The 20563-nt window shown below is 58.5% G+C and carries 17 protein-coding genes and 1 pseudogene; 10 read left to right on the top strand and 8 right to left on the bottom strand.

Going from position 1 to position 20563, the window contains the following annotated elements:
• Positions 1 to 319: 319 nt before the first annotated feature.
• From D3Y57_RS20850 to D3Y57_RS07405, 4 genes are all read left to right on the top strand, one after another.
• Positions 320 to 1819, top strand: a complete 1500-nt coding sequence (locus D3Y57_RS20850; RefSeq protein WP_239025981.1) for a hypothetical protein — start codon at positions 320 to 322, stop codon at positions 1817 to 1819.
• Positions 1816 to 2700, top strand: coding sequence for a hypothetical protein (locus D3Y57_RS20845; protein WP_239025980.1), 885 nt, complete (start codon positions 1816 to 1818; stop codon positions 2698 to 2700). Before D3Y57_RS20850 ends, D3Y57_RS20845 begins: the two co-directional genes overlap by 4 nt.
• A gap of 189 nt (positions 2701 to 2889) precedes the next feature.
• Positions 2890 to 3894: a quinone oxidoreductase family protein gene (locus tag D3Y57_RS07410; RefSeq protein WP_239025979.1), complete on the top strand. Its 1005-nt coding sequence runs from the start codon at positions 2890 to 2892 to the stop codon at positions 3892 to 3894.
• A gap of 21 nt (positions 3895 to 3915) precedes the next feature.
• A complete protein-coding gene (locus D3Y57_RS07405; protein WP_121152459.1) occupies positions 3916 to 4377 on the top strand; it encodes a nuclear transport factor 2 family protein in 462 nt (153 codons plus the stop codon).
• Positions 4378 to 4389: 12 nt separating this feature from the next.
• Here D3Y57_RS07405 and D3Y57_RS07400 read toward each other — a convergent pair whose 3' ends face one another.
• From D3Y57_RS07400 to D3Y57_RS07385, 4 genes and pseudogenes are all read right to left on the bottom strand, one after another.
• The gene (locus D3Y57_RS07400; RefSeq protein WP_121152458.1) at positions 4390 to 4842 is read right to left on the bottom strand and encodes a MaoC family dehydratase; all 453 of its coding nucleotides are present in this window, start codon (positions 4840 to 4842) and stop codon (positions 4390 to 4392) included.
• Positions 4842 to 6701, bottom strand: a complete 1860-nt coding sequence (locus tag D3Y57_RS07395) for an acetyl/propionyl/methylcrotonyl-CoA carboxylase subunit alpha (protein ID WP_121152457.1) — start codon at positions 6699 to 6701, stop codon at positions 4842 to 4844. The genes D3Y57_RS07400 and D3Y57_RS07395 overlap by 1 nt, the downstream gene beginning before the upstream one ends.
• A 2-nt stretch (positions 6702 to 6703) precedes the next feature.
• A pseudogene (locus D3Y57_RS07390) lies at positions 6704 to 8304 on the bottom strand (carboxyl transferase domain-containing protein).
• A complete protein-coding gene (locus D3Y57_RS07385; protein WP_239026108.1) occupies positions 8301 to 9407 on the bottom strand; it encodes an isovaleryl-CoA dehydrogenase in 1107 nt (368 codons plus the stop codon). The pseudogene D3Y57_RS07390 and the gene D3Y57_RS07385 overlap by 4 nt, the downstream one beginning before the upstream one ends.
• A gap of 145 nt (positions 9408 to 9552) precedes the next feature.
• Between D3Y57_RS07385 and D3Y57_RS07380 the strand changes: the two genes are divergently transcribed.
• The 6 genes from D3Y57_RS07380 (at position 9553) to rpiA (ending at position 16664) form a co-directional block, all read left to right on the top strand.
• Positions 9553 to 10407: a LysR family transcriptional regulator gene (locus tag D3Y57_RS07380; protein WP_121152455.1), complete on the top strand. Its 855-nt coding sequence runs from the start codon at positions 9553 to 9555 to the stop codon at positions 10405 to 10407.
• A gap of 78 nt (positions 10408 to 10485) precedes the next feature.
• Positions 10486 to 12582, top strand: coding sequence for a transketolase (tkt, locus tag D3Y57_RS07375; protein WP_121152454.1), 2097 nt, complete (start codon positions 10486 to 10488; stop codon positions 12580 to 12582).
• 59 nt (positions 12583 to 12641) lie between these two features.
• Entirely contained in the window at positions 12642 to 13622 is a 981-nt protein-coding gene (gene gnd / locus D3Y57_RS07370; protein ID WP_121152453.1) for a phosphogluconate dehydrogenase (NAD(+)-dependent, decarboxylating), read from the top strand.
• On the top strand, positions 13619 to 15133 hold the full coding sequence (gene zwf, locus D3Y57_RS07365; protein ID WP_121152452.1) for a glucose-6-phosphate dehydrogenase: 1515 nt from the start codon (positions 13619 to 13621) through the stop codon (positions 15131 to 15133). Before gnd ends, zwf begins: the two co-directional genes overlap by 4 nt.
• A 20-nt stretch (positions 15134 to 15153) precedes the next feature.
• A complete protein-coding gene (locus D3Y57_RS07360) occupies positions 15154 to 15966 on the top strand; it encodes a Cof-type HAD-IIB family hydrolase (protein WP_121152451.1) in 813 nt (270 codons plus the stop codon).
• Complete coding sequence (gene rpiA / locus D3Y57_RS07355; RefSeq protein ID WP_121152450.1) at positions 15963 to 16664, top strand: ribose-5-phosphate isomerase RpiA; 702 nt, start codon at positions 15963 to 15965, stop codon at positions 16662 to 16664. The genes D3Y57_RS07360 and rpiA overlap by 4 nt, the downstream gene beginning before the upstream one ends.
• A gap of 4 nt (positions 16665 to 16668) precedes the next feature.
• Here the strand turns inward: rpiA and D3Y57_RS07350 are convergent, their stop codons facing one another.
• From D3Y57_RS07350 to D3Y57_RS07335, 4 genes are all read right to left on the bottom strand, one after another.
• Positions 16669 to 17412, bottom strand: coding sequence for an HAD-IIB family hydrolase (locus D3Y57_RS07350; RefSeq protein WP_121152449.1), 744 nt, complete (start codon positions 17410 to 17412; stop codon positions 16669 to 16671).
• 31 nt (positions 17413 to 17443) lie between these two features.
• The gene (locus tag D3Y57_RS07345) at positions 17444 to 18739 is read right to left on the bottom strand and encodes a glycoside hydrolase family 130 protein (protein WP_121152448.1); all 1296 of its coding nucleotides are present in this window, start codon (positions 18737 to 18739) and stop codon (positions 17444 to 17446) included.
• A 223-nt stretch (positions 18740 to 18962) separates the two neighbouring features.
• Entirely contained in the window at positions 18963 to 19217 is a 255-nt protein-coding gene (locus D3Y57_RS07340; RefSeq protein WP_121152447.1) for a hypothetical protein, read from the bottom strand.
• Positions 19218 to 19225: 8 nt separating this feature from the next.
• Positions 19226 to 20464, bottom strand: coding sequence for a CaiB/BaiF CoA transferase family protein (locus D3Y57_RS07335; protein WP_121155581.1), 1239 nt, complete (start codon positions 20462 to 20464; stop codon positions 19226 to 19228).
• Positions 20465 to 20563: the final 99 nt, after the last annotated feature.

The following is a 20563-nucleotide window of genomic DNA, read 5'->3' as shown; positions in this document are numbered from 1 at the left end:
GATTGTTTTGGTCATTTTAAGCTAAAAATATATAGATATGCAGGTAATTTTCGCCAAAATGGATCGTAACTTCGCGTTATCCGGATTCGCTGATGTTCTCGGATCAAGAGCTTTAGGCGCAGTGTCGCTTCCCACGGCGGCCATTCCGAGCAACTGACATGGTCATTGATGCTGCCGCCGATGCGCGCGCATTCGCCAGTGAGGTAGCCGCAAAGCGACAACCAAGTGTCGCTTCCATGGTAGCCCGTTGTCCAAAGCCTCATTAAGAACACATGTCAGCGGCAAGACCGCGGAAACATTCCGAGAAGACCTCATTAACGTGCAGCGCTTTTTTCAGTTCATTTGCCTGTTCGTCCTGCTGGCAAACACGCAGCCGGTGCAGGCCGCCTCGTCTTCATTCGACCTAGTCGGACCGCGCCTGAACGTCACGGTGACACGTGACAGTATCACGCTTCCTTTGGAACGGGTGCCGAACCTTGCGGAAGGAGATCAGGTTTCGATCAAGCTGGATCCTGTACGCGTTCAGGGCGAGCGATACCGGATGGTTGCGGCCTTCCTGCGCGGTGCTGTGGATCGCCCTCCCCAAGAATGGTTTCATGAGGCGGTGAGCTGGAAGCCGAAAAATGCCGATCTCTCGCTCGTCGTTCCGAAGGGCGCGCAGCAAATGGCGCTGTTCATCATGCCCGAGCGTGGTGGTAACTCTAAGTCGATAATCAGCTCTGTTCGTAAACAGCCGGGCGCGTTCGTGCGCGCCGTTCAGGAACTGAATCAAGCATCGCTCGATCGTGCGCGACTCGATACCTTCCTGCACGAGATGCAGCGTGCGGAGCGCAAGAATCCAGCGAGCGTAGCTACGGTGTCGCCGATCCTGACACGCAGCCTGGCGATCAAGCTGAAGGCGGAATGCCTCCAGCAGCCCGCCGAGTTACAGTCAGCCTGCCTGACCGGGGACCGCGACACTCTGTTGCTGGCGGATACGCACAGTTCGGCGCTGGCCGACACGCTTGCGGGAACGCCGACCGATCTCGCCTTTCAACTTAGCGCTACGCCACAGGCGGGTTATGGATCGTACAGCTCTTATATCGGCGTCGTTCGCGACCTTTTTCGGCTGTTCGGCGCGTTCCAGTCGACCCAGCTTCAGTTCATTCCGGCCCTCGCCCAAATGGCGGACGGAGGAGCGACGGTCTTGCTCAACACACCAGTTTCCTTCGCCAAGCCGATATCGGTGATGGTCGTTGCCCTGCCAGCGATAGAGGCACCCAAACCGCCGCCCTTAAGACGCACTACCTCCGACGTCGCTTTGTGCGCCAATTCCGAACTCGTGCTGCCCGTTGAGGGTGCACCGCTTATCTATGCGACGGGATATGCCCGCAACATGGTGCTACGCGTCATGCAGGCAGACGGAACGCAGGCAAATATTCTGCTTCGCGCTGACCCCAGCGTTGGCGGCTTCGCTGTGGACGGACCGATCCCAGCGGGGCCATTTGGACCCGTCATAGCTGGGCAAGTGCATGGTGACTGGGGTTTCTCACCATTCGATGGGCCAAGTTTTACGCTGTCGAAACCGGACGGGGGCAATTGGAAGGCGGCGGATCGCACATCGCTCGTGGTCGGCCGCTCGAACGATCTCGAGTTACTGGGCGATGGGGCAGGGTGCGTGTCTCAGGTTCTGATGCAGCGCGGAGATGCTGCCGCCCAACCGGTGATGTGGAAACAGTCCGCGCACGGTATCGTCGCGACATTGCCGCTGGATAAGGCGGAGTCGGGGCCGGTCTCTATCTTTATCGAGGGGGCACAGGAACAACGCCAACCGTCGTGAAATTACGGGCATTCCACGAAACCGGCAGTCTGGACGACCTCGTTATCCACGCGGAGGATGGCGAAGCCTTGCTGGCAGGCGCACGGCTCGATCAGGTGGTCGGCATGACGCTGGGAGCTTTGACCTTTCAACCGGGCACTCTAACGCGGATCGGAAAACAGGATCGCCTGACATTGCTGGCAGTCGATCCGGCCGCTGCGCTGACGCTGGAGGCTGGAAAGACAGCGACGGCGGACATCGCCTTCAATAGCGGACGTCACAAAAAGTTGGAGGTAACGATCGCGCCCCGTCGTACCACGGCGACCCTCATGCGAGTTACGGCACAACCCTCGACGCACCAAGGTCTTATGCCTATTGCCCTAACTACTGCCGGAGTTTTTGCGCAGGACGCACGCCTTAACTTTGCCTTTCATCTGGATGGCTCGGCGAAATTGTCAGGGCGAGAGACGATCGAGATCGGCACCGTGGACGGTCGGGTTCAGGCAATCATCCAGCCCGGCAAAGGCTATGACCTGCAGGACGCGAATACCGGCATCGTCGCGTTCGATACTGCTGAGGCGCTCGGCCCGATCGCTTATGGACCATTGCGCTTTCGCGTTGTGACCGACGAAATGGCTTCGGCCTGGACACCACTCGCCACGATCGCGCGCTTGCCGGAAATTCGCACGATCACCTGCGCGCGGGGAAAAGAATGTCGGATCAGCGGGAACCGGCTGTTCCTAATTAAGGCGATCGGCACAACTGAGGCATTCCAGCAAACTCAAGACGTTCCCGACGGATTTGTTGCGACAGAGATTGTGACCAAACCCATCCAAAGTGGCCGGATTTTCGTGCGCCTTCGCGACGCACCCCAGGCAGTAGCGAGCATCGTCGTGCGTTAATTTAAAGGGCGCGCGTGCCTGTGTGGATGGACGCTAATATACCGCATTGTGTGATATTTTAGTATCGATGGGTCGCGTTCGCGTCTTTGTGATGCCGTATGTAAAGCGCAAACTATAGAAATGTAGATGGACCGCCAGCGTCAAGGAGAATACGAGGGCGAATAAAAATAAGACTTCAGGAGAATATGGATGACCAAAGAATCGATGCAGGCGATGGTAATTGACGGCTTTGGTGGTCCCGAAGTGCTGCATATGGCGGATATCGAACGCCCCATTGCCGCGCCCGGCAACGTGGTTATCCGCACCGCCTATGTCGGGGTTAATCCTGCCGACTGGAAAGCGCGCGAAGGCTGGCTATCGCTTTACTTCGATTATAAGTTTCCATTTGTGATCGGTTTCGATGCGGCCGGGGTGGTCATCGAAGTGGGCGAGGGCGTAACCGCCCTTAAGGTCGGTGACCGCGTGGTTACGGCCTCCAATCAGGGACTTGGCGAGCGTGGTTCCTATGCCGAATATCTGGCTTCGGCTGAGGAACGGGCCGTCAAGTTGCCCGATCATGTGACCTTCATCGATGCAGCTGCAATGCCAACGGCGGCGATTACCGCTTATCAGGCCGTATTCGATGTCGGAGGCGTGAAAGAAAATTCGGTGGTGTTCGTGAATGGCGGTGCTGGCGGCACGGGTAGCTATGCCATCCAGCTTGCAAAAATGGCTGGCGCACGTGTCGCGACCAGTTGCAGCCCGGGCAATGCCGATTATGTCCGGTCGCTGGGTGCCGAATTTGCGATCGACTATCGGGCTGAGAATGTCGCAGAGGCCGTTCGTCGCTGGGCACCCGACGGTGTGGATGTCGTTATCGATACGGTTGGTCAGGGAACGCTGACCGATGCGATCGAATTTACGCGACGGGGTGGCGTTGTATCCACGATCGGGACGCTGTTCGCTGACGAAAAGACGTGCGATCCGGCGCGCGCAGAGGCGTTAGGCGTTCGGGTGATCCCCACCATGTCGACCACGGATAACCAGCCCCGCCAGTTGCGCGCACTGGTCGATGCGCTGGGCGATGGCCGTATCCATGCGCCGGAGCTGACGGTCTTGCCGCTCAGCGAGGCGGCCGAAGCTCATCGTCGTGTGCAGGATGGCCATGTTCGCGGCAAGATCGTCCTTAAAGTCACAGACGTGCTCGGTAGCTGAAATTAACCAGAGGATTACGCCATGTCGCTTCAGTTTCTCATGGACAAGCACGCCATCGAGCAAGTTTATATCCGCTATTGCGAAATCATCGATGCGAAGTCTTTCGATGATTTACACGAAGTTTTTACTGAGGATACCATCGGCGATTACGGTCTTCCGGGGGGTGTCCAGAACATCACTATTGGGCTCGACCCACTGGTTGTTTCTATGCACGCAAACTTGGGAGTCGATTCGAACTGCGGTGCCACGCATCACAATGTTGGCAATTTCCGCGTAGAAGTGAACGGAGACACGGCGAAGGCAAAGGTGCATTATTATGCCGAACATCTGGGCGCGCATGACTTCCCGGGCGAACTCTATTCGATGTGGGGCCAATATACCGACGATCTCGTGCGCACTCCGGTTGGCTGGCGCGTGAAAAATCGCTTGTACAAATGCTATCTTTCGCAAGGGCCGGTCGTCACCAGCCCCCGGCAGAAATAGTCGGGGCGTAAGTCAGGCAGCCTTGCGCTTGAGCAGGGCCATGCGCAGGCAGCGGCAGACCACCTCGTCACGCTGGTTGGTTAGTTCATGCGTGAACGTCACGATCCCCGCATCCGCCCGCGATTTCGACGCGCGCAGTTCGGTGATTTCGGTGCTGGCGCGCATCGTGTCACCGATGAAAACCGGCTTGGGCATGACAAGTTTGTCGTATCCGAGGTTCGCAATCAACGTGCCCAGCGTGGTGTCGGAAATCGTGAGGCCGACCATCAGCGCAAAGGTGAAAGTGCCGTTGACGAGGATCTGACCGAACTCCGACGCGCGTGCGGCTTCTGCATCGATGTGCAGCGGCTGCGGGTTGTGCGTCATGACCGAAAACAGCAGGTTGTCGGTCTCTGTAACCGTCCGCCGGATTTCGTGCTCCATCCGGTCGCCGATTTGCCATTCGTCGAAACACCGACCCGCCATCAAACTTTCTCCGCTTCGATCCGAGCCAGGACCGCATCGACCAATACCTGACCCCCTGCAACCGCGTTCAATTCGGACACCACGCCATCGAACGGCGCGGTCAGGGTGTGCTCCATCTTCATCGCTTCGAGCGTGAGTAGGTTCTGGCCCTTTGTCACTTTGTCGCCCTCGGCAACTTCGACCGCGATAACCCGCCCTGGCATCGGCGACAGGATGCTGCCGTCACTAACTGCCCCGCCGTGCGAGCCGCGCGGTTCGTAACGGGTGTATCGCCGTGCGAACCCGTCGCTGAACGCCAGCACTTCGGACGCTGGCTCGGCATCTTCCACGTCATTCAATTCGACGACATGGATGGTTCCCCCATCGTCGATAATCCGCGCCTCGGCACGATCTGCCCCGTTCAGACGAAAGCCCAAAGCCGCATCCCACGGCTTATATCCAACGCTTGCAAACAACAGCGAAGCCGCTTCGGCCAATTGCTCCGGGTCCGCATCGGGCGGCGTTACCAGTGCGTCGATGTCGCGCGCGATCAGCCCGGTATCGACATCGCCGTCGATAAAGTCCGCGTGATCCAGCAACCGGCCAAGGAACCCCGCATTGGTGCGAACCGGCCAAACCTCCGTATCGCTGATCCCGTCACGTAAGAGGTCAATCGCATCGTCACGCGTCGCTCCATGCGCGATCAGCTTGGCGATCATCGGGTCGTAGAAGGGCGAAACCTCGCCGCCTTCCTCGACCCCGGTATCGACGCGCAGATCATCGGGGAACACCAGATGGTCCAGCGTCCCGATCGACGGCAAAAACCCGTTCGCAGGATTTTCGGCATAAAGCCGCGCTTCCATCGCCCAGCCACTGATCGAAAGCTCGTCCTGATGCTTTGGCAGCGGTTCGCCGCTTGCCACCCGCAACTGCCATTCGACCAGATCGATGCCGGTGATTTCTTCGGTGACGGGATGCTCGACCTGCAACCGCGTGTTCATTTCCATGAACCAGATGCGGTCGGCACGCAGTCCCTCGGACGCATCGGCAATGAACTCGATGGTCCCGGCGCCGACATAATCGACCGCCTTCGCCGCCTTGACCGCCGCCCCACACAAAGCCTCCCGCGTCGCCGCATCCATGCCGGGGGCAGGGGCTTCCTCAATCACTTTCTGATGCCGCCGCTGCAACGAACAATCGCGTTCGAACAGATGGACGACGTTGCCGTGTTTGTCCCCAAACACCTGCACCTCGATGTGGCGCGGGCGCTGAATGTATTTCTCGATCAGCACATGGGTATTGCCAAACGAAGACGCCGCCTCACGCTGGCAGGACGTCAGCGCATCGGCGAAATCCGCCGCCGCCTCGACCATCCGCATCCCCTTGCCGCCGCCGCCAGCGACCGCCTTAATCAGCACCGGATAGCCAATCGCATTGGCCTCCGCCGCCAGCAGCGCAGGCGTCTGATCCTCGCCCATATAGCCCGGCGTCACCGGCACACCCGCCGCCGACATCAGCTTTTTGGCCGCGTCTTTCAGGCCCATCGCCGTAATCGAAGACGGGTTCGGCCCAATCCAGACCAGCCCGGCGTCAATCACGCTTTGCGCGAATGCAGCATTCTCCGACAGGAACCCGTAACCCGGATGCACCGCCTCGGCTCCGCTTGACAGGGCTGCCGCGATGATCTTCTCACCGATCAAATAGCTTTCCCGCGCAGGCGACGCGCCAATATGCACAGCCTCATCCGCCGAACGAACGTGCAACGCGTCCGCATCGGCATCGGAATAGACTGCAATCGTGCGTATCCCCATCCTGCGTGCGGTGCGAATAACCCGGCAAGCGATCTCGCCCCGGTTTGCGATTAAGAGCGATTTGATCATCGTCACATCCTGAACACCCCGAACCGGGCCGCCTCCGGCACCGGCGCGTTCAACGTCGCCGAAAAGGCCAATCCCAACACGTCGCGCGTCTGGACGGGATCGATAACCCCATCATCCCACAGTCGCGCGGTCGCGTAATAGGGACTGCCTTCTTCTTCATATTTCTCACGAACCGGCGCTTTGAAAGCTTCGGCCTGTTCAGGTGTCCAGCTATCTGCATCGCGGTGAACCGTCGCCAGCACCGATGCCGCCTGTTCGCCACCCATCACGCTGATCCGCGCATTGGGCCATGTAAACAGGAAGCGCGGCGAATAGGCGCGCCCGCACATCCCGTAATTGCCCGCCCCGAAACTGCCACCGATCAGCACGGTGATCTTTGGCACGCTGGCCGTCGCAACCGCCGTCACCAGCTTTGCGCCATGTTTGGCGATGCCTTCTGCTTCATATTTTCCGCCGACCATGAAGCCCGAAATGTTCTGCAAGAACAACAACGGTATCCTCCGCTGACACGCCAGTTCGATGAAGTGCGCACCCTTCACCGCGCTCTCGCTGAACAACACGCCGTTATTGGCAAGGATCGCCACCGGAATGCCCCATATCCGCGCGAACCCGCACACCAGACTGGTACCGTAAAGCGCCTTGAACTCGTGAAACTCGCTGCCATCGACCAGCCGCGCGATCACCTCATGCACGTCATAGGGCGTGCGAACGTCAGCAGGAACGACACCGTATAATTCTTGCGGGTCAAACTTGGGCGGACGCGGATCGACAATGTCGATGCCCGGATTATGCGGCAGCCCAAGGGTGGATATGATGTCGCGGACGATGCTCAGTGCATGCTCGTCATCCTCCGCTACATGATCGACCACGCCCGACTTGCGCCCATGCGTATCCGCGCCACCCAGTTCCTCAGCCGAAATCACTTCGCCCGTTGCCGCCTTGACCAGCGGCGGCCCGGCAAGGAAGATCGTCCCCTGTCCGCGCACGATGATCGTCTCATCCGACATCGCGGGGACATAGGCACCCCCGCGGTGCAGCTTCCCATAACACAGGCGATCTGTGGAATGCCCTTTGCGCTCATGTTCGCCTGATTGAAGAATATCCGTCCGAAATGCTCGCGGTCGGGGAACACCTCGGCCTGATGCGGCAGGTTCGCGCCGCCGCTGTCGACCAGATAGATGCACGGTAAATGGTTCTGCTCGGCAATCTCCTGCGCGCGCAGATGTTTTTTCACCGTCAGCGGATAATAGGTTCCACCTTTTACCGTCGCGTCGTTGCACACGATCATGCACTGGCGACCTGAAACGCGGCCGATGCCTGCGATCATGCCAGCGCCCGGAACTTCACCGTCATAATGATCGTTCGCGGTCAGTTGCCCGATCTCGAGAAACGGTGATCCGGGGTCGAGAAGCCGTTCGACGCGATCCCTTGGCAACAGCTTGCCGCGCGACGTGTGCCGCTCTCGCGACTTTGCATTTCCGCCGAGCGCGGATGTGGCAACCCGTTCGCGCAGGTCGGCGGCCAGCCCGCGGTTGAACGCGGCGCGCGCCTGACCCTCTGCACTGTCGAGATTGAACGTGGGGGAAATGACGGGCGCGCTCATCCGCCGATCAATTCGCGACCGATCAGGAAGCGTCGGATTTCGTTGGTTCCGGCACCGATGTCGTACAGCTTTGCGTCGCGCAGGAAGCGCTCGACTGGCCATTCCTTGGTATAGCCAGCTCCACCGAGCGCCTGAATGGCCTCAAGCGAACATTTCACCGCGTTTTCCGAAGCCAGCAGGATCGCTCCCGCAGCATCGAACCGTGTGGTCTTACCAGCATCGCAGTTGCGCGCGACGGCATAGACATAAGCCCGCGCCGAATTGAGAGCGACATACATATCGGCAACCTTGCCCTGCATGAGCTGGAACTGACCGATTGCCCTGCCGAACTGTTTGCGTTCGCGGACATAGGGCAGAACGACGTCGAGGCACGCCTGCATGATGCCGATCGGTCCAGCGGCCAATACCGCACGTTCGTAATCCAGTCCTGACATCAACACGCCGACGCCACCGTTCAGCGGCCCCATGATGTTCTCTGCGGGAACCTCGCAATCCTCGAAAACAAGCTCAGCAGTATCGCTGCCGCGCATTCCCATCTTGTCGAGCTTCTTCGATACCGAAAACCCGGCCATGCCTTTTTCGATCAGGAACGCGGTGATACCGCCCGATCCTTCACCGGTCTTGGCATAGACGACCAGCGTATCGGCGGTCGGTGCATTGGTGATCCAGAACTTCGTGCCGTTCAAGACATAGCCGTCGCCGTTCGCCGTCGCCTTCAGCTTCATCGAAACGACATCCGATCCAGACCCCGCTTCCGACATGGCAAGGCTACCGAGATGCTCGCCCGAAATCAGCTTCGGCAGGTATTTCGCCTTTTGCTCAGGGTTTCCCCAGCGGCGGATCTGATTGACGCAAAGATTGGAATGCGCGCCATAACTCAGGCCGATGCTGGCCGATGCGCGGCTGATTTCTTCCATCGCCACAACGTGTTCGAGATAACCTAGGCCAAGCCCACCCCATTCTTCCTCGACGGTAATGCCGTGCAGCCCAAGAGCGCCCATTTCAGGCCAGAGTTCGCGGGGGAATTTGTTGGTTTCATCAACCTCGGCCGCAATCGGCGCAATCCGGTCGGTGGCAAACCGCCGCGTGGTGTCGCGGATCATCTCGGCTGTCTCGCCAAGCGCAAAATCGAAATCGGCGGTCACAAGCTCATTTTCCTGGCCCTCGAAAATGGTACATAACGCATCTAGCGTGAAAGCGATCATAGCAAAAATTGAAAGTTCGGCCACAGAAGCATAGGATAATTCTATGATCAGCCGCAGCCAGATTCGCCAGTTTCTTGCCGTCGTCGATACCGGGAACTTTACGCGGGCGGCGACGCAGATCAACGTCACGCAGCCGACCCTGTCTGCTGGCATCGCAGAGCTGGAAAAACGTCTCGGCAGCAAATTGTTCGAACGATCCAGTCGCCGAGTCGAGCTGACGCCTGCGGGCAATCAGTTGCTCCGCCACGCCCGCGCGGTCGAGCGGGAGTTTCGCCAGGCCGAGGCGGGCATTCCCGACCGGTCCATTGCTGTGAAGATCATCCGGCTTGGTGTTCTTACAAGCTTTGCGACGCGTCTGCTCGAATCCGCTTTGTCCAGCTATCAAGGTGTCGAGCGGGTTGAGATTATGGAGGGGAATGAGCGGGAGCTTACCAGTGCCTTGTCACAGGATCGCATCGATGCGGCGGTGACGATCCTCCATGCGGGAGACAGTCGCTTTACTCAAACTAGCCTGAATGTAGAGCGATATTGCCTCGCCATGTCCGATAGTCACCCGCTCGCGGGGCGTGAGGTGGTCGCCGCCGATGAAATAGCGGACGAGCCAATGATCGCTCGGCGGTCGTGCGAGATGCTGGCACGAACCAGCCGGCATTTCACTGAACGCGGTGTCCGTCCGCCCTTCAGTTTCCGATCGGTCAACGACGACCGTGCGATGGCACTCGTCCGGGCCGGTGCTGGGATCACCGTCGCGCCTGAATCCCACGGCGGGCCGGGGATCGCCATGCCGATACTGGAGGGTTTTACCGAAACGCGAGAGGTCGGCCTGTGCTTTACGGCCCATTGCATCGACCAATTCGGCACGGAACATCCACTGTTCCAGCGTTTCCGGCACATATAAGCTCCTTGGGCGTTTACCCTGCTGCCAGTTTCAAACACACTGGCAATGCGACCTTTTCGAGTAATCAAGGAGACTTCCATGGCGGACGCAGTTTCATCGCAGTCCAGCAGTTCCGTTCGCGAGGATGGCTCATTCGACCGCCTTTCGATCGACACCATTCGCACGCTCGCCATGGACGCCGTTCAGAAGGCCAATTCGGGCCACCCCGGCACGCCGATGGCATTGGCTCCGGTGGCTTATACCCTGTGGCGGGATTTCCTGCGCTACGACCCGGCGACGCCCGACTGGCCCAATCGCGACCGTTTCGTGCTGTCGATTGGTCACGCGTCGATGCTGCTTTACGCGCTACTCCATCTGGCGGGGGTCGAGGAAATTGACGCGGACGGTCGCAAGACCGGAAAGCTTGCCGTCAGTCTCGACGACATCAAACAGTTCCGCCAGCTGGATTCAAAGACACCCGGCCACCCCGAATACCGCATCACGACGGGTGTGGAGACGACCACCGGGCCGCTGGGTCAGGGGTGTGGCAATTCCGTCGGCATGGCGATTGCCGAGCGTGCGTTGGCGGCGCGCTTTAACCGGCCCGAATTCAACCTGTTCGACCATGACGTCTATGTCCTGTGCGGCGACGGTGACATGATGGAGGGTGTCTCTGGTGAAGCGGCTTCGGTGGCTGGGCATCTCGCGCTGTCGAACCTTTGCTGGATATACGACAGCAATCACATCACGATCGAGGGGGCGACAGAGATTGCATTTACCGAAGATGTCGGCAAACGCTTCGAGGGCTATGGCTGGAACGTGATCCACGTCGATGATGCCAATGATACCAAAGCAATAGCGGCGGCATTAAAGACTTTTTGTGAAACCAATGACAAGCCGACCCTCATCATCGTTCATTCGGTGATCGGCTGGGGATCGCCCCGCGCAGGCAGTGAAAAGGCGCATGGCGAGGCTTTGGGTGAAGAGAATGTGCGGCTTACCAAACAGGCCTATGGCTGGCCCGAGGACGCGCACTTCCTTGTACCAGAGGGTGTTGCCGAAGCGCTTAACAAGGCACTGACTGATCACGGCGGCAAGGCGCGCGATGACTGGCAGGCGCTGTTCGAAAGTTACCGGAACAGCTTCCCGACCGAAGCCGCCGAGTTCAACCTCCTGCGGTCCGGCAAACTCAGTGAAGGCTGGCAGGCCGATATTCCAACCTTCCCCGCCGACCCAAAGGGTATCGCCTCACGCGATGCTGGAGGCAAGGTTATCAATGCCATCGGACCCCATATCCCGATGCTGATCGGTGGTGCCGCCGACCTGTCACCATCGACCAAAACCAACCTGACGTTTCAGGGTGCCGGGTCGTTCGAACCGGGCAGCTATGACGGGCGTAACGTGCATTACGGGGTGCGCGAACACGCGATGGGAGCGATCGCCAACGGCATGGCGCTCACCTATCTGCGGTCCTACACAGCCACTTTCCTCGTCTTCGCCGACTATATGCGCGCGCCGATCCGACTGGCGGCCATCATGGAGGTGCCGACAATCTTTGTTTTCACACACGATTCCATCGGCGTGGGAGAGGACGGCCCGACGCATCAGCCGATCGAACATCTGGCGACGCTGCGGGCAATTCCCGGCCTCGACACGATCAGGCCCGGTGACGCGAACGAGGTTGCCGAGGCCTGGAAAATCGCGCTGGAACATACCCATGAGCCGACCGCGCTTATCCTGTCGCGTCAGGCGTTGCCCACGCTGGACCGCACGAAATACGCGGCCGCCGATGGGTTGAGAAAGGGGGCCTATATCCTTGCCGATACAGGGGGTGGTGATCCGCAGATTATCCTGATGGCGACCGGTAGCGAGGTATCGCTGGTCGTGGATGCGCATGAGAAACTGGTGGCCGACGGCATACGATCGCGTGTCGTTTCGATGCCGAGCTGGTATCTGTTCGAACAACAGGACGCCGCGTATCGCAACAGTATCTTTCCCCGTTCGGTCAGGGCGCGTCTCGCGGTTGAACAGGCCGGGTCGATGGGGTGGGACCGGTATGTCGGCTTTGACGGAGCAACGATCACCATGTCCACGTTCGGGGCGTCCGCTCCTCTTGCAAAGCTTCAGGAAAAGTTCGGATTCACGCTTGAAAATGTTGTGAAGGTTGCGCGGGAACTTATTGTAAAGAATGAATGATAATCCACGCCGCCAATCATTAAGCCGCCAAAGCATAAATCTGAGAAAAGGAATAATCGATGCGTATCGCAATGATCGGTCTGGGTCGCATGGGTGCCAACATCGCCCGTCGCCTGATGCTCGGCAAACATGAAGTCATTGCATTCGACCGTAACGAGAAAGCAGTGACGGATCTGGCGGGTGAGGGGGCCATCCCCGCCAAATCGCTCGAGGATATAGCGGGCAAATTCGAAGGTGCGCCACGGATCTTCTGGGTCATGCTTCCCGCTGGCGAACCGACGGAGAGCACGATCGAGGCTATCATCAAACTATCGTCGCCCGGAGATATCATAATCGACGGCGGCAACAGCTTTTACAAGGATGACATCCGGCGCGCAAAATTATGTAGTATTCAGGGCCTCCACTATGTCGACGTCGGCACCTCCGGCGGCATCTGGGGTCTGGAGCGCGGCTATTGCATGATGATCGGTGGCGAGGATGAAACCGTCAAATTGCTCGATCCTATATTCGACACCCTTGCACCGGGTTATGGCACGATCGTTCGGACCGAAGGCCGCCATTCCGACGATGACCGGGCCGAACGCGGCTATATCCATGCAGGACCAGCGGGAGCCGGCCATTTCGTCAAGATGGTCCATAACGGCATCGAATATGGCTTGATGCAGGCCTATGCTGAGGGGTTCGATATCCTGAAAGGAAAATCCTCTGAAAAACTGCCTGAAGACGAACGCTTCGATATCAATCTTGCCGAGGTTTCTGAAGTATGGCGGCGCGGAAGTGTGATTTCCTCATGGCTGCTCGACCTGACCGCAATCGGATTGGCGAAGGACCCCGAGCTTGGGCATTTCACCGGCAAGGTGGCGGATTCCGGCGAGGGTCAGTGGACCATCGATGCCGCGATGGAAGAAGCTGTACCGGTATATGTGCTGTCGGCGGCATTGTTCGCTCGCTATCGTAGCAGGGTCGACACAACATTCGGCGACAAGCTGTTGTCCGCAATGCGTTTTGGGTTCGGCGGTCACGTCGAAATGCCTCAATGATTGGCCAAGCTGGGATCGGCCAGACTGGCTTCGGAACTGAATCGAGCCATCCGGTCGCGGCACCTGCTGCAACGCTCGTCATCTTCGGTGCGCTTGGTGATCTTACCAAACGTTTGTTGATGCCGTCGCTTCTCAACCTCGCCCGCGACGGGCTGGTCGGTAGCGACCTGGATATCATCGGCGTCAGTTATCACGACGGCGATGATGAAATGCTGCGCCAGAGCCTTGAAGAGTTCATCACTGGCGGCGCGTCCGCGAAAGATGGTGAGGATGCTGCGTGGAAGGCGCTTCGCCAGCGTATCACGTATCATAAGGGCGATTTCACAGAGAAATCGACATTCGAGACTTTGGCCGCCAAGCTTCAGGGCAATGCCGCCTTTTATCTGGCAACGGCGCCGCAGTTTTTCGGCACGATCGTCGAACAGCTTTCCGATGCGGGTGCCCTCGATGAGAAGGATGGCTTCAGGCGCGTTCTCATTGAAAAACCATTCGGCCATGACTTGGCATCGGCTCAGGATCTCAACAAACTGATTCTGGCGCGCATAACCGAGAGCCAGATTTACAGGATCGATCATTTTCTTGGCAAGGAAACTGTCCAGAACATCATGGTCGCGCGTTTTGCCAACAGCTTGTTAGAGGCAGTTTGGAACAGCCGTTATATCGACCACGTTCAGATCACTGCAGCAGAAACGGTCACAGTCGGCACGCGCGGAAAATTCTATGATGCTACCGGCGCGCTGCGGGATATGCTTCCCAATCATCTGTTCCAGTTGCTGGCGATGATTGGGATGGAGCCGCCAAACTCGTTCGAGGCAGAGGCGATCCGCAATGAAAAGGCCAAATTGCTCGCCGCCGTGCGCGGGCCATGTGCGCAAACTGCCGGAAAGGACGCGATTCGGGGCCGGTACACCGCAGGAAATGCGGGCGGCAAACCGGTCGGCGATTATCTTTCGGAACCAGACGTTGCCGCCGACAGCCGAACCGAAACCTATGCCGCCGTTAAAGTCGAGGTTGAGACATGGCGCTGGGCCGGGGTTCCATTCTATCTCCGAACCGGGAAAGCTCTGACTGCCCGAGACACAGAGATCGTCGTCCAGTTCAAACCCGTTCCCTTTGCACTGTTCCGGGGGACTGGGGTCGATCAGTTGCCGCCGAATACTCTGGTCATTCAGGTTCAGCCCAACGAAGGAATGAGCGTGAATTTTCTCGCCAAGAAACCCGGACCTGTGATGGATGCCAGCGCGGTCAGCATGGATTTTCGTTATGCCGACCATTTTACGCTCGGACAGCACACGGGGTATGAAACGCTGCTCTATGATGCGCTGATCGGCGATCAGACGCTGTTCCAGCGTGCCGACATGATCGAGGCAGGCTGGGCGGCAATGCAGCCCGTCCTCGATGCCTGGGGAGCCGGTGGTGTCGCTGAGGACTATGTGGCGGGTAGTGCGGGGCCAGTCGGTGCCGACGAGCTGCTCACGCGTGATGGCCGCAAATGGCATAGCCTAGGATAAGTAAGGATATGACGTCTCGGATGAGCAAGGAAACCACCATTCGGCTTTTCATTGCCGACATCGACGGCACTCTGGTCAGGACCGACAAGACGCTTGCCGATGCGACTGTCGAAGCCGTCAGGAAACTAACGGACGCCGGTATGCCGATGAGCCTGATAAGCGCGCGACCACCATCGGGCATGTACTGGATTGCCGAAAAACTCGGCCTTGCCGGCCCTTTCGGAGCGTTCAACGGTGGCGTGCTGTTCAAGGCCGACGGCACGGTGATCGAGCATCATTGCCTTGATCCCATCGTCGCCAGAAAGATCGTGGCGTTGATTGTTCAGGCGGGCATCACCTGTTGGGTGTTTGCCGATGATCAGTGGTTGTCGAACAATGCCGACGATCCCCACAACGTGCGCGAGGTCGCGTCCGCGAATGTCGAACCTATCATCACCGACGATTTCAGCGCCAAACTGGGCCGCTGCGACAAGATCGTCGGGGTTAGCGACGATCATGAATTACTCGTCTCGCTCGAAAAGAAAGCCGTGGCCGCGGCTGGGAGTAATGCGACCATCGCGCGGTCGCAGCCCTATTATCTCGATGTCACTGCTCAGGTCGCCAACAAGGGGGATGGCGTCGCTTTCCTGTCGAATGCCTTTGGCGTTCCAATCGAGAACGTGGCGGTGATTGGCGACCAGACGAATGACCTCCCCATGTTCGCCCGCGCGGGGTTTTCTATCGCTATGGGGCAGTCGTCCGACGCGGTGAAGGCGAAGGCAAGGGCCGTAACGGACAGCAACGATGATGATGGCGTTGCCAGTGCGATTACGAAGATAATCCTGCCGCAATGACCTCGCCAGCTATCGACTATGATCGCGAAAAGCGGCTGGCTGCCATCGCGGCCGTTGCCGAAGTTCAGCAAGATATGATCGTGGGACTCGGTACGGGAAGCACGGTGGCCTTTGCGCTGGATGCGCTGGCTGAGCGTTGCCGGTCGGGGTTGAAAATTCGGACGGTCGCAACCTCGCTCCGCACCGAGGCATTGTTACGCCAGTCCAGCATGGAAATTCTCGACTTTTCAAAGCTCAGTACCGTGGATTTATGTATCGACGGGATCGATGAAATCGACGGGGCGTGCCATGCGATAAAGGGAGCGGGCGGGGCGATGCTGCGTGAAAAGATCGTCGCGAGCGCCGCCATGCGAATGATCGCCATCGCGGATAGCCGCAAGGCGGTCGACCGACTGGGGAGTGCTCCGGTTCCGGTCGAAACGCTGCCCTTTGCGCTTGGCTACGTTACGAGCCGAATTTTGCAGCTCGGGGGTCGGCCGGTTCTGCGACAAACGGCGCTGCACGAACCCTATCGGACCGATCAGGGTAATGCGGTGCTGGATTGCAGCTTCGATCGTATCGACGCGCCCGACGTGTTGGCAGCTACGATTTCCGCGATCGCCGGCGTTTTGGGCCATGGTCTGTTTGTCGATGAGATCGACGCGCTCTATATTGCCCGAGGCACCGTTGTCGAAAAGCGCGAGCGACAAGCCGCCTGACGGGTCACTTCTGACAAGCGATGATGGTGGCGATTACCGACAATGTTTCCTGCGGATCGCGAACGCGCACCGTGTCGAGGCCCAGTTGCTTGGCGGGATAGTCATTGCCTCCGGGAAAGATCGCGTCGCCGATGAACATCATCTTGTCGAGCGCGATCTCGCTCGCGTCGCGCAGTTTCTTGAGAGCATAGGCCTTGTCCACACCCTCGCGCGTGATGTCGATCGATGTCGCGCCGCCCATGTTGATCGACAGGCCCGGAAGCCGTTTGCGAAGATCGGCCTGAATAATCTTGCGCTTGGCGAAATCGGGGTCCCATTTGGATTTGGCTTCCAGAGGAGCCTCCTGACCCAGCGCTGAAAATGTGATCTGGCTGCCCCGATCTTCGATCCGTTCGCCCCAGGTTTGTGCTGGTACGAAGCCGGTTGCCTTAAGTGCGTCATCGAAAGCGGCAAATATCGCCTTTTTCTGACCATCGTCGAACAATTCGGCGTAAATTTGCGTCCATACGTTGGCAAAACGGTACAATTTCGTACCCGTCGTCGGCATCAGCCAAAGTCTGGAACGATCCGCCCGCTCTGGAAGTCGGCTCGCCACTTGCTTGTCGAATTGCGGCCAGTCACCCCCCGATATTACCGCGACATCGGCCACATCCAAAAGGGCGGCCAGCGCCTCACCCATGTCATCTGCCAGCGGCTGCTTGCTCTCGGCCAGCGTCCCATCAAGGTCGAATGCAATCAGCTGTTTCATAAATCACTCCAACGGTAGAAACCCAATCCGGTCAAGACATTGCGCCAAGAAGGTCATCCAGGGACACACTTGCGAAAGCAGTGAAGCTGTCGGCAACGCCATAGGGTAACAGCAGGGTTCGATCGTAAACCAGACCACCGCAACTATAGACGACATTGGGCACATACCCGTCCCGTTCCTTTGGGCTGGGATGGACCAGCGGCAACGACATCCGCTTCAGAATTTTCGACGGATCGTCCCGATCCAACAGGCAAGCACCAATGCAATAATTCCGAACCGACCCTACTCCGTGAGTCAATACTAACCAGCCTTCATCGATTTCGATGGGCGAACCGCAATTGCCGATCTGGAAAAACTCCCAGAAATACTTTGGTGTGATGATCTTTTCACCGCCGTCCCAAGTGTAGAGGTCATCTGAATAAAGTAGCCAGACATTCTCGTTATCCTGTCGGGCCAGCATGGCGTAGCGACCATTTATCCGTCGCGGAAATAGCGCCATGCCTTTTGTTTCTGCTGCCGACCCTTTGAGCGGGCGCATCTCGAAGGAGCGGAAATCGGTTGCGTGCAACAGTTCCGAACGTGCCACCGACCCACTGTATGCGGTGTACGTTCCCAGATATTCTATTTCGCCGTCATCTTCGACAAAACGAACCAGTCGCAGATCTTCTATGCCCTGATGCTGGCTGGCGGTGACCGGAAAGAGAATGCTTTCCGAAGCATCATTGGCACCGGCGCAAATTATCCGCGTGACTGAATCCATGCCTTCGCCATCGACGGACTCGATAATTGGGGAAGCGACAGTGCCGCTCGGCGTATCAATCACAACGGTGCCATCGATCCCCCAGGTGCCGGTGCGAAACGTGACTGATGAGACATGGCCTTCACCGATGCCGCGAAGTGACATTGCGAAACGGATCGTTCCGGCTGGAAGGTTGGACTGGTCCGGATGCAGGGCGATACTGGGATTGAACAGCGCGGCTGCCTCGAATGAAAATTCCGCACTGAAGTACGCGCTGACCAGCAAAGCGCATTCGTGACTTAAGCTATCAAGACTGCCGATCATTTCCGAAAGTTCCCGGAATCGTCGCATCAAAACCTGCTTGACATCGCGGTGACGTGAGGAAAGCGAAGTCATCACGCGATCGAGTTCGTCGGCAAGATCCTGTTGGCTGAGCGTCAGGACGCGATCGATAATCCTTTGTGCCCGCGAGTGGCCTTCGACGACAAAGGGTGGCTGGTCCTCTGCAAAGAACGGCCGGATAACGGTACGCGACGGGTCGGGCCGGAGGATGAGTGGCGAGTGCGTCATGATATCGGTGCCGGGCATGCAAACTCCTCAGAAAGAATTGTAATCACCGTTACCGGGTCGACAGAAAGGCCACCTTAATTTCCCGGATACGGATAGGTTAGTTTCAGGCTTCGAGTGAAGGGCAGTGCTGACCTGTTTTGGGTTTGCCTGTCCAACGGATCGCATACTCAGAAAGTTTCCAACACAGCGTTTTCGATGGTTCGATCGCTGGTTTCGTATGCGCGGCCCTGTGGCGGGTGGGTTAAGCTGTGCGGGTGAGTTCGACTATTTCGAAATCATAGCGCGTCCAGCCCCGATTTGCGCCGGGGCCGGTCGCGGCGGCCTGTTTTTTCTTCGCTTCGGCAAGTGATTTGGTATGGCCCCAGAACACCTCGGTCTTTCCGTTGTCGAGGTGCGCGACCAATCGCCAGTAATGAGTGAAGGCTACGGCGGTTGGACCGATTGTCTTGACATAACCGTCCGGTAAAGTGGCGGTCAGGACGTATTTCTTTGCCATTTACGTTCTTAACCGAGCCGTTCTGCGACGATTCCGGCCTTTATCAACGCAGCGAGAGTGGTTTCGTCGATCCCCAGCAGGTCGCGCAGGACTTCGGCAGTGTTTTCGCCAGAGCGAGGAGGCGCCCGGCGGTATGTCGGAGGTGTCGCCGAAAATTTGCCGGGATAACCAAGCACGCGCACTTCGGTGCCGTCCGACCGCGTCATCGGCCTGATGACGCCCCGCGCGGCGATATGTGGGTCTGCAAGTATCTCTGGTATCTCGTTTATGCGTCCGCCGGGCAATTTGGCGCCGTCCATCGCGGCGAGCAGGTCGTCGGCGCGCCATTGCACGATGGCTGCTCCCAATGCCGCCAACAGGGCGTCGCGGTGCGTGCTCCGACCGGCATTGTCCTGAAATCGCGGATCGCCGGCAATCTCTGGCAGCTTAAGTAAAGCGCAGAATGACTGGAACTGCCTGTCGTTACCCAAGGCAACCAGAATATCCCCGTCCGCGCAGGTAAAGTCCTGATAGGGAACGACAATCGAGTGTTTGTTGCCGAGCCGCTGCGGCTTCACGCCGCCGTTGAGATAGCCGGACGCCTGATTGGCGAGAAGCGCGACCTGAGTATCCAGAAGCGCCATGTCGATCTGCTGACCCTTGCCTGTCCGTTCGCGGTGAGCGACCGCCGCGAGGATAGAGATGGTTGCGTAAAGACCGGTCACGAGATCGCTGATCGGTATTCCGACCTTCATCGGGCCGCTGCCGGGTTCCCCATCAGGGCGTCCCGTGACCGACATAAGGCCGCTCATCCCCTGAACAAGAAAGTCATAGCCGCCGCGATCCTTATACGGACCATCCTGCCCAAAACCGGTGATCGAGCAATAAATGAGGCGCGGGTTGATGGCGCTGAGCGTTGCGTAGTCGAGGCCGTATTTCGCCAAGCCGCCGACGCGAAAATTCTCGACCACTATGTCCACGTCTGCCGCCATCTTTCGGATGAGGTCGGCACCGCGCGGATCGGCCATGTTGATGGCGACAGACCGCTTGTTCCGGTTGGCACAAAGGTAATAGGCGGAGTCACCCGAACCATCTTCAAGGAATGGCGGTCCCCATCGACGGGTGTCGTCCCCTTGCCCCGGCTGTTCGACTTTCACGACGTCAGCACCAAGATCGCCAAGCGCCTGCGTGCTCCACGGCCCTGCAAGCACCCGCGACAGGTCAAGGACACGGAGGCCGGCGAGTGGGCCGGTGGATACGTCTGTCATCGTCGGCAGTCCTTCAGGCGGAAATCGCATTGTGGGTCGGCCGGTCGAGTGCTGCAATGACCACGCCACACGCATTCCGTCTGGAGATTTGGCCGAAGT

It is taken from the genome of Sphingomonas paeninsulae (genome assembly GCF_003660165.1).
GTDB classification, from domain to species: Bacteria; Pseudomonadota; Alphaproteobacteria; order Sphingomonadales; family Sphingomonadaceae; genus Sphingomonas_O; species Sphingomonas_O paeninsulae.
The sequence above is the reverse complement of the archived record's forward strand: the minus strand, read 5'-3'. Positions and strand labels throughout refer to the sequence as shown.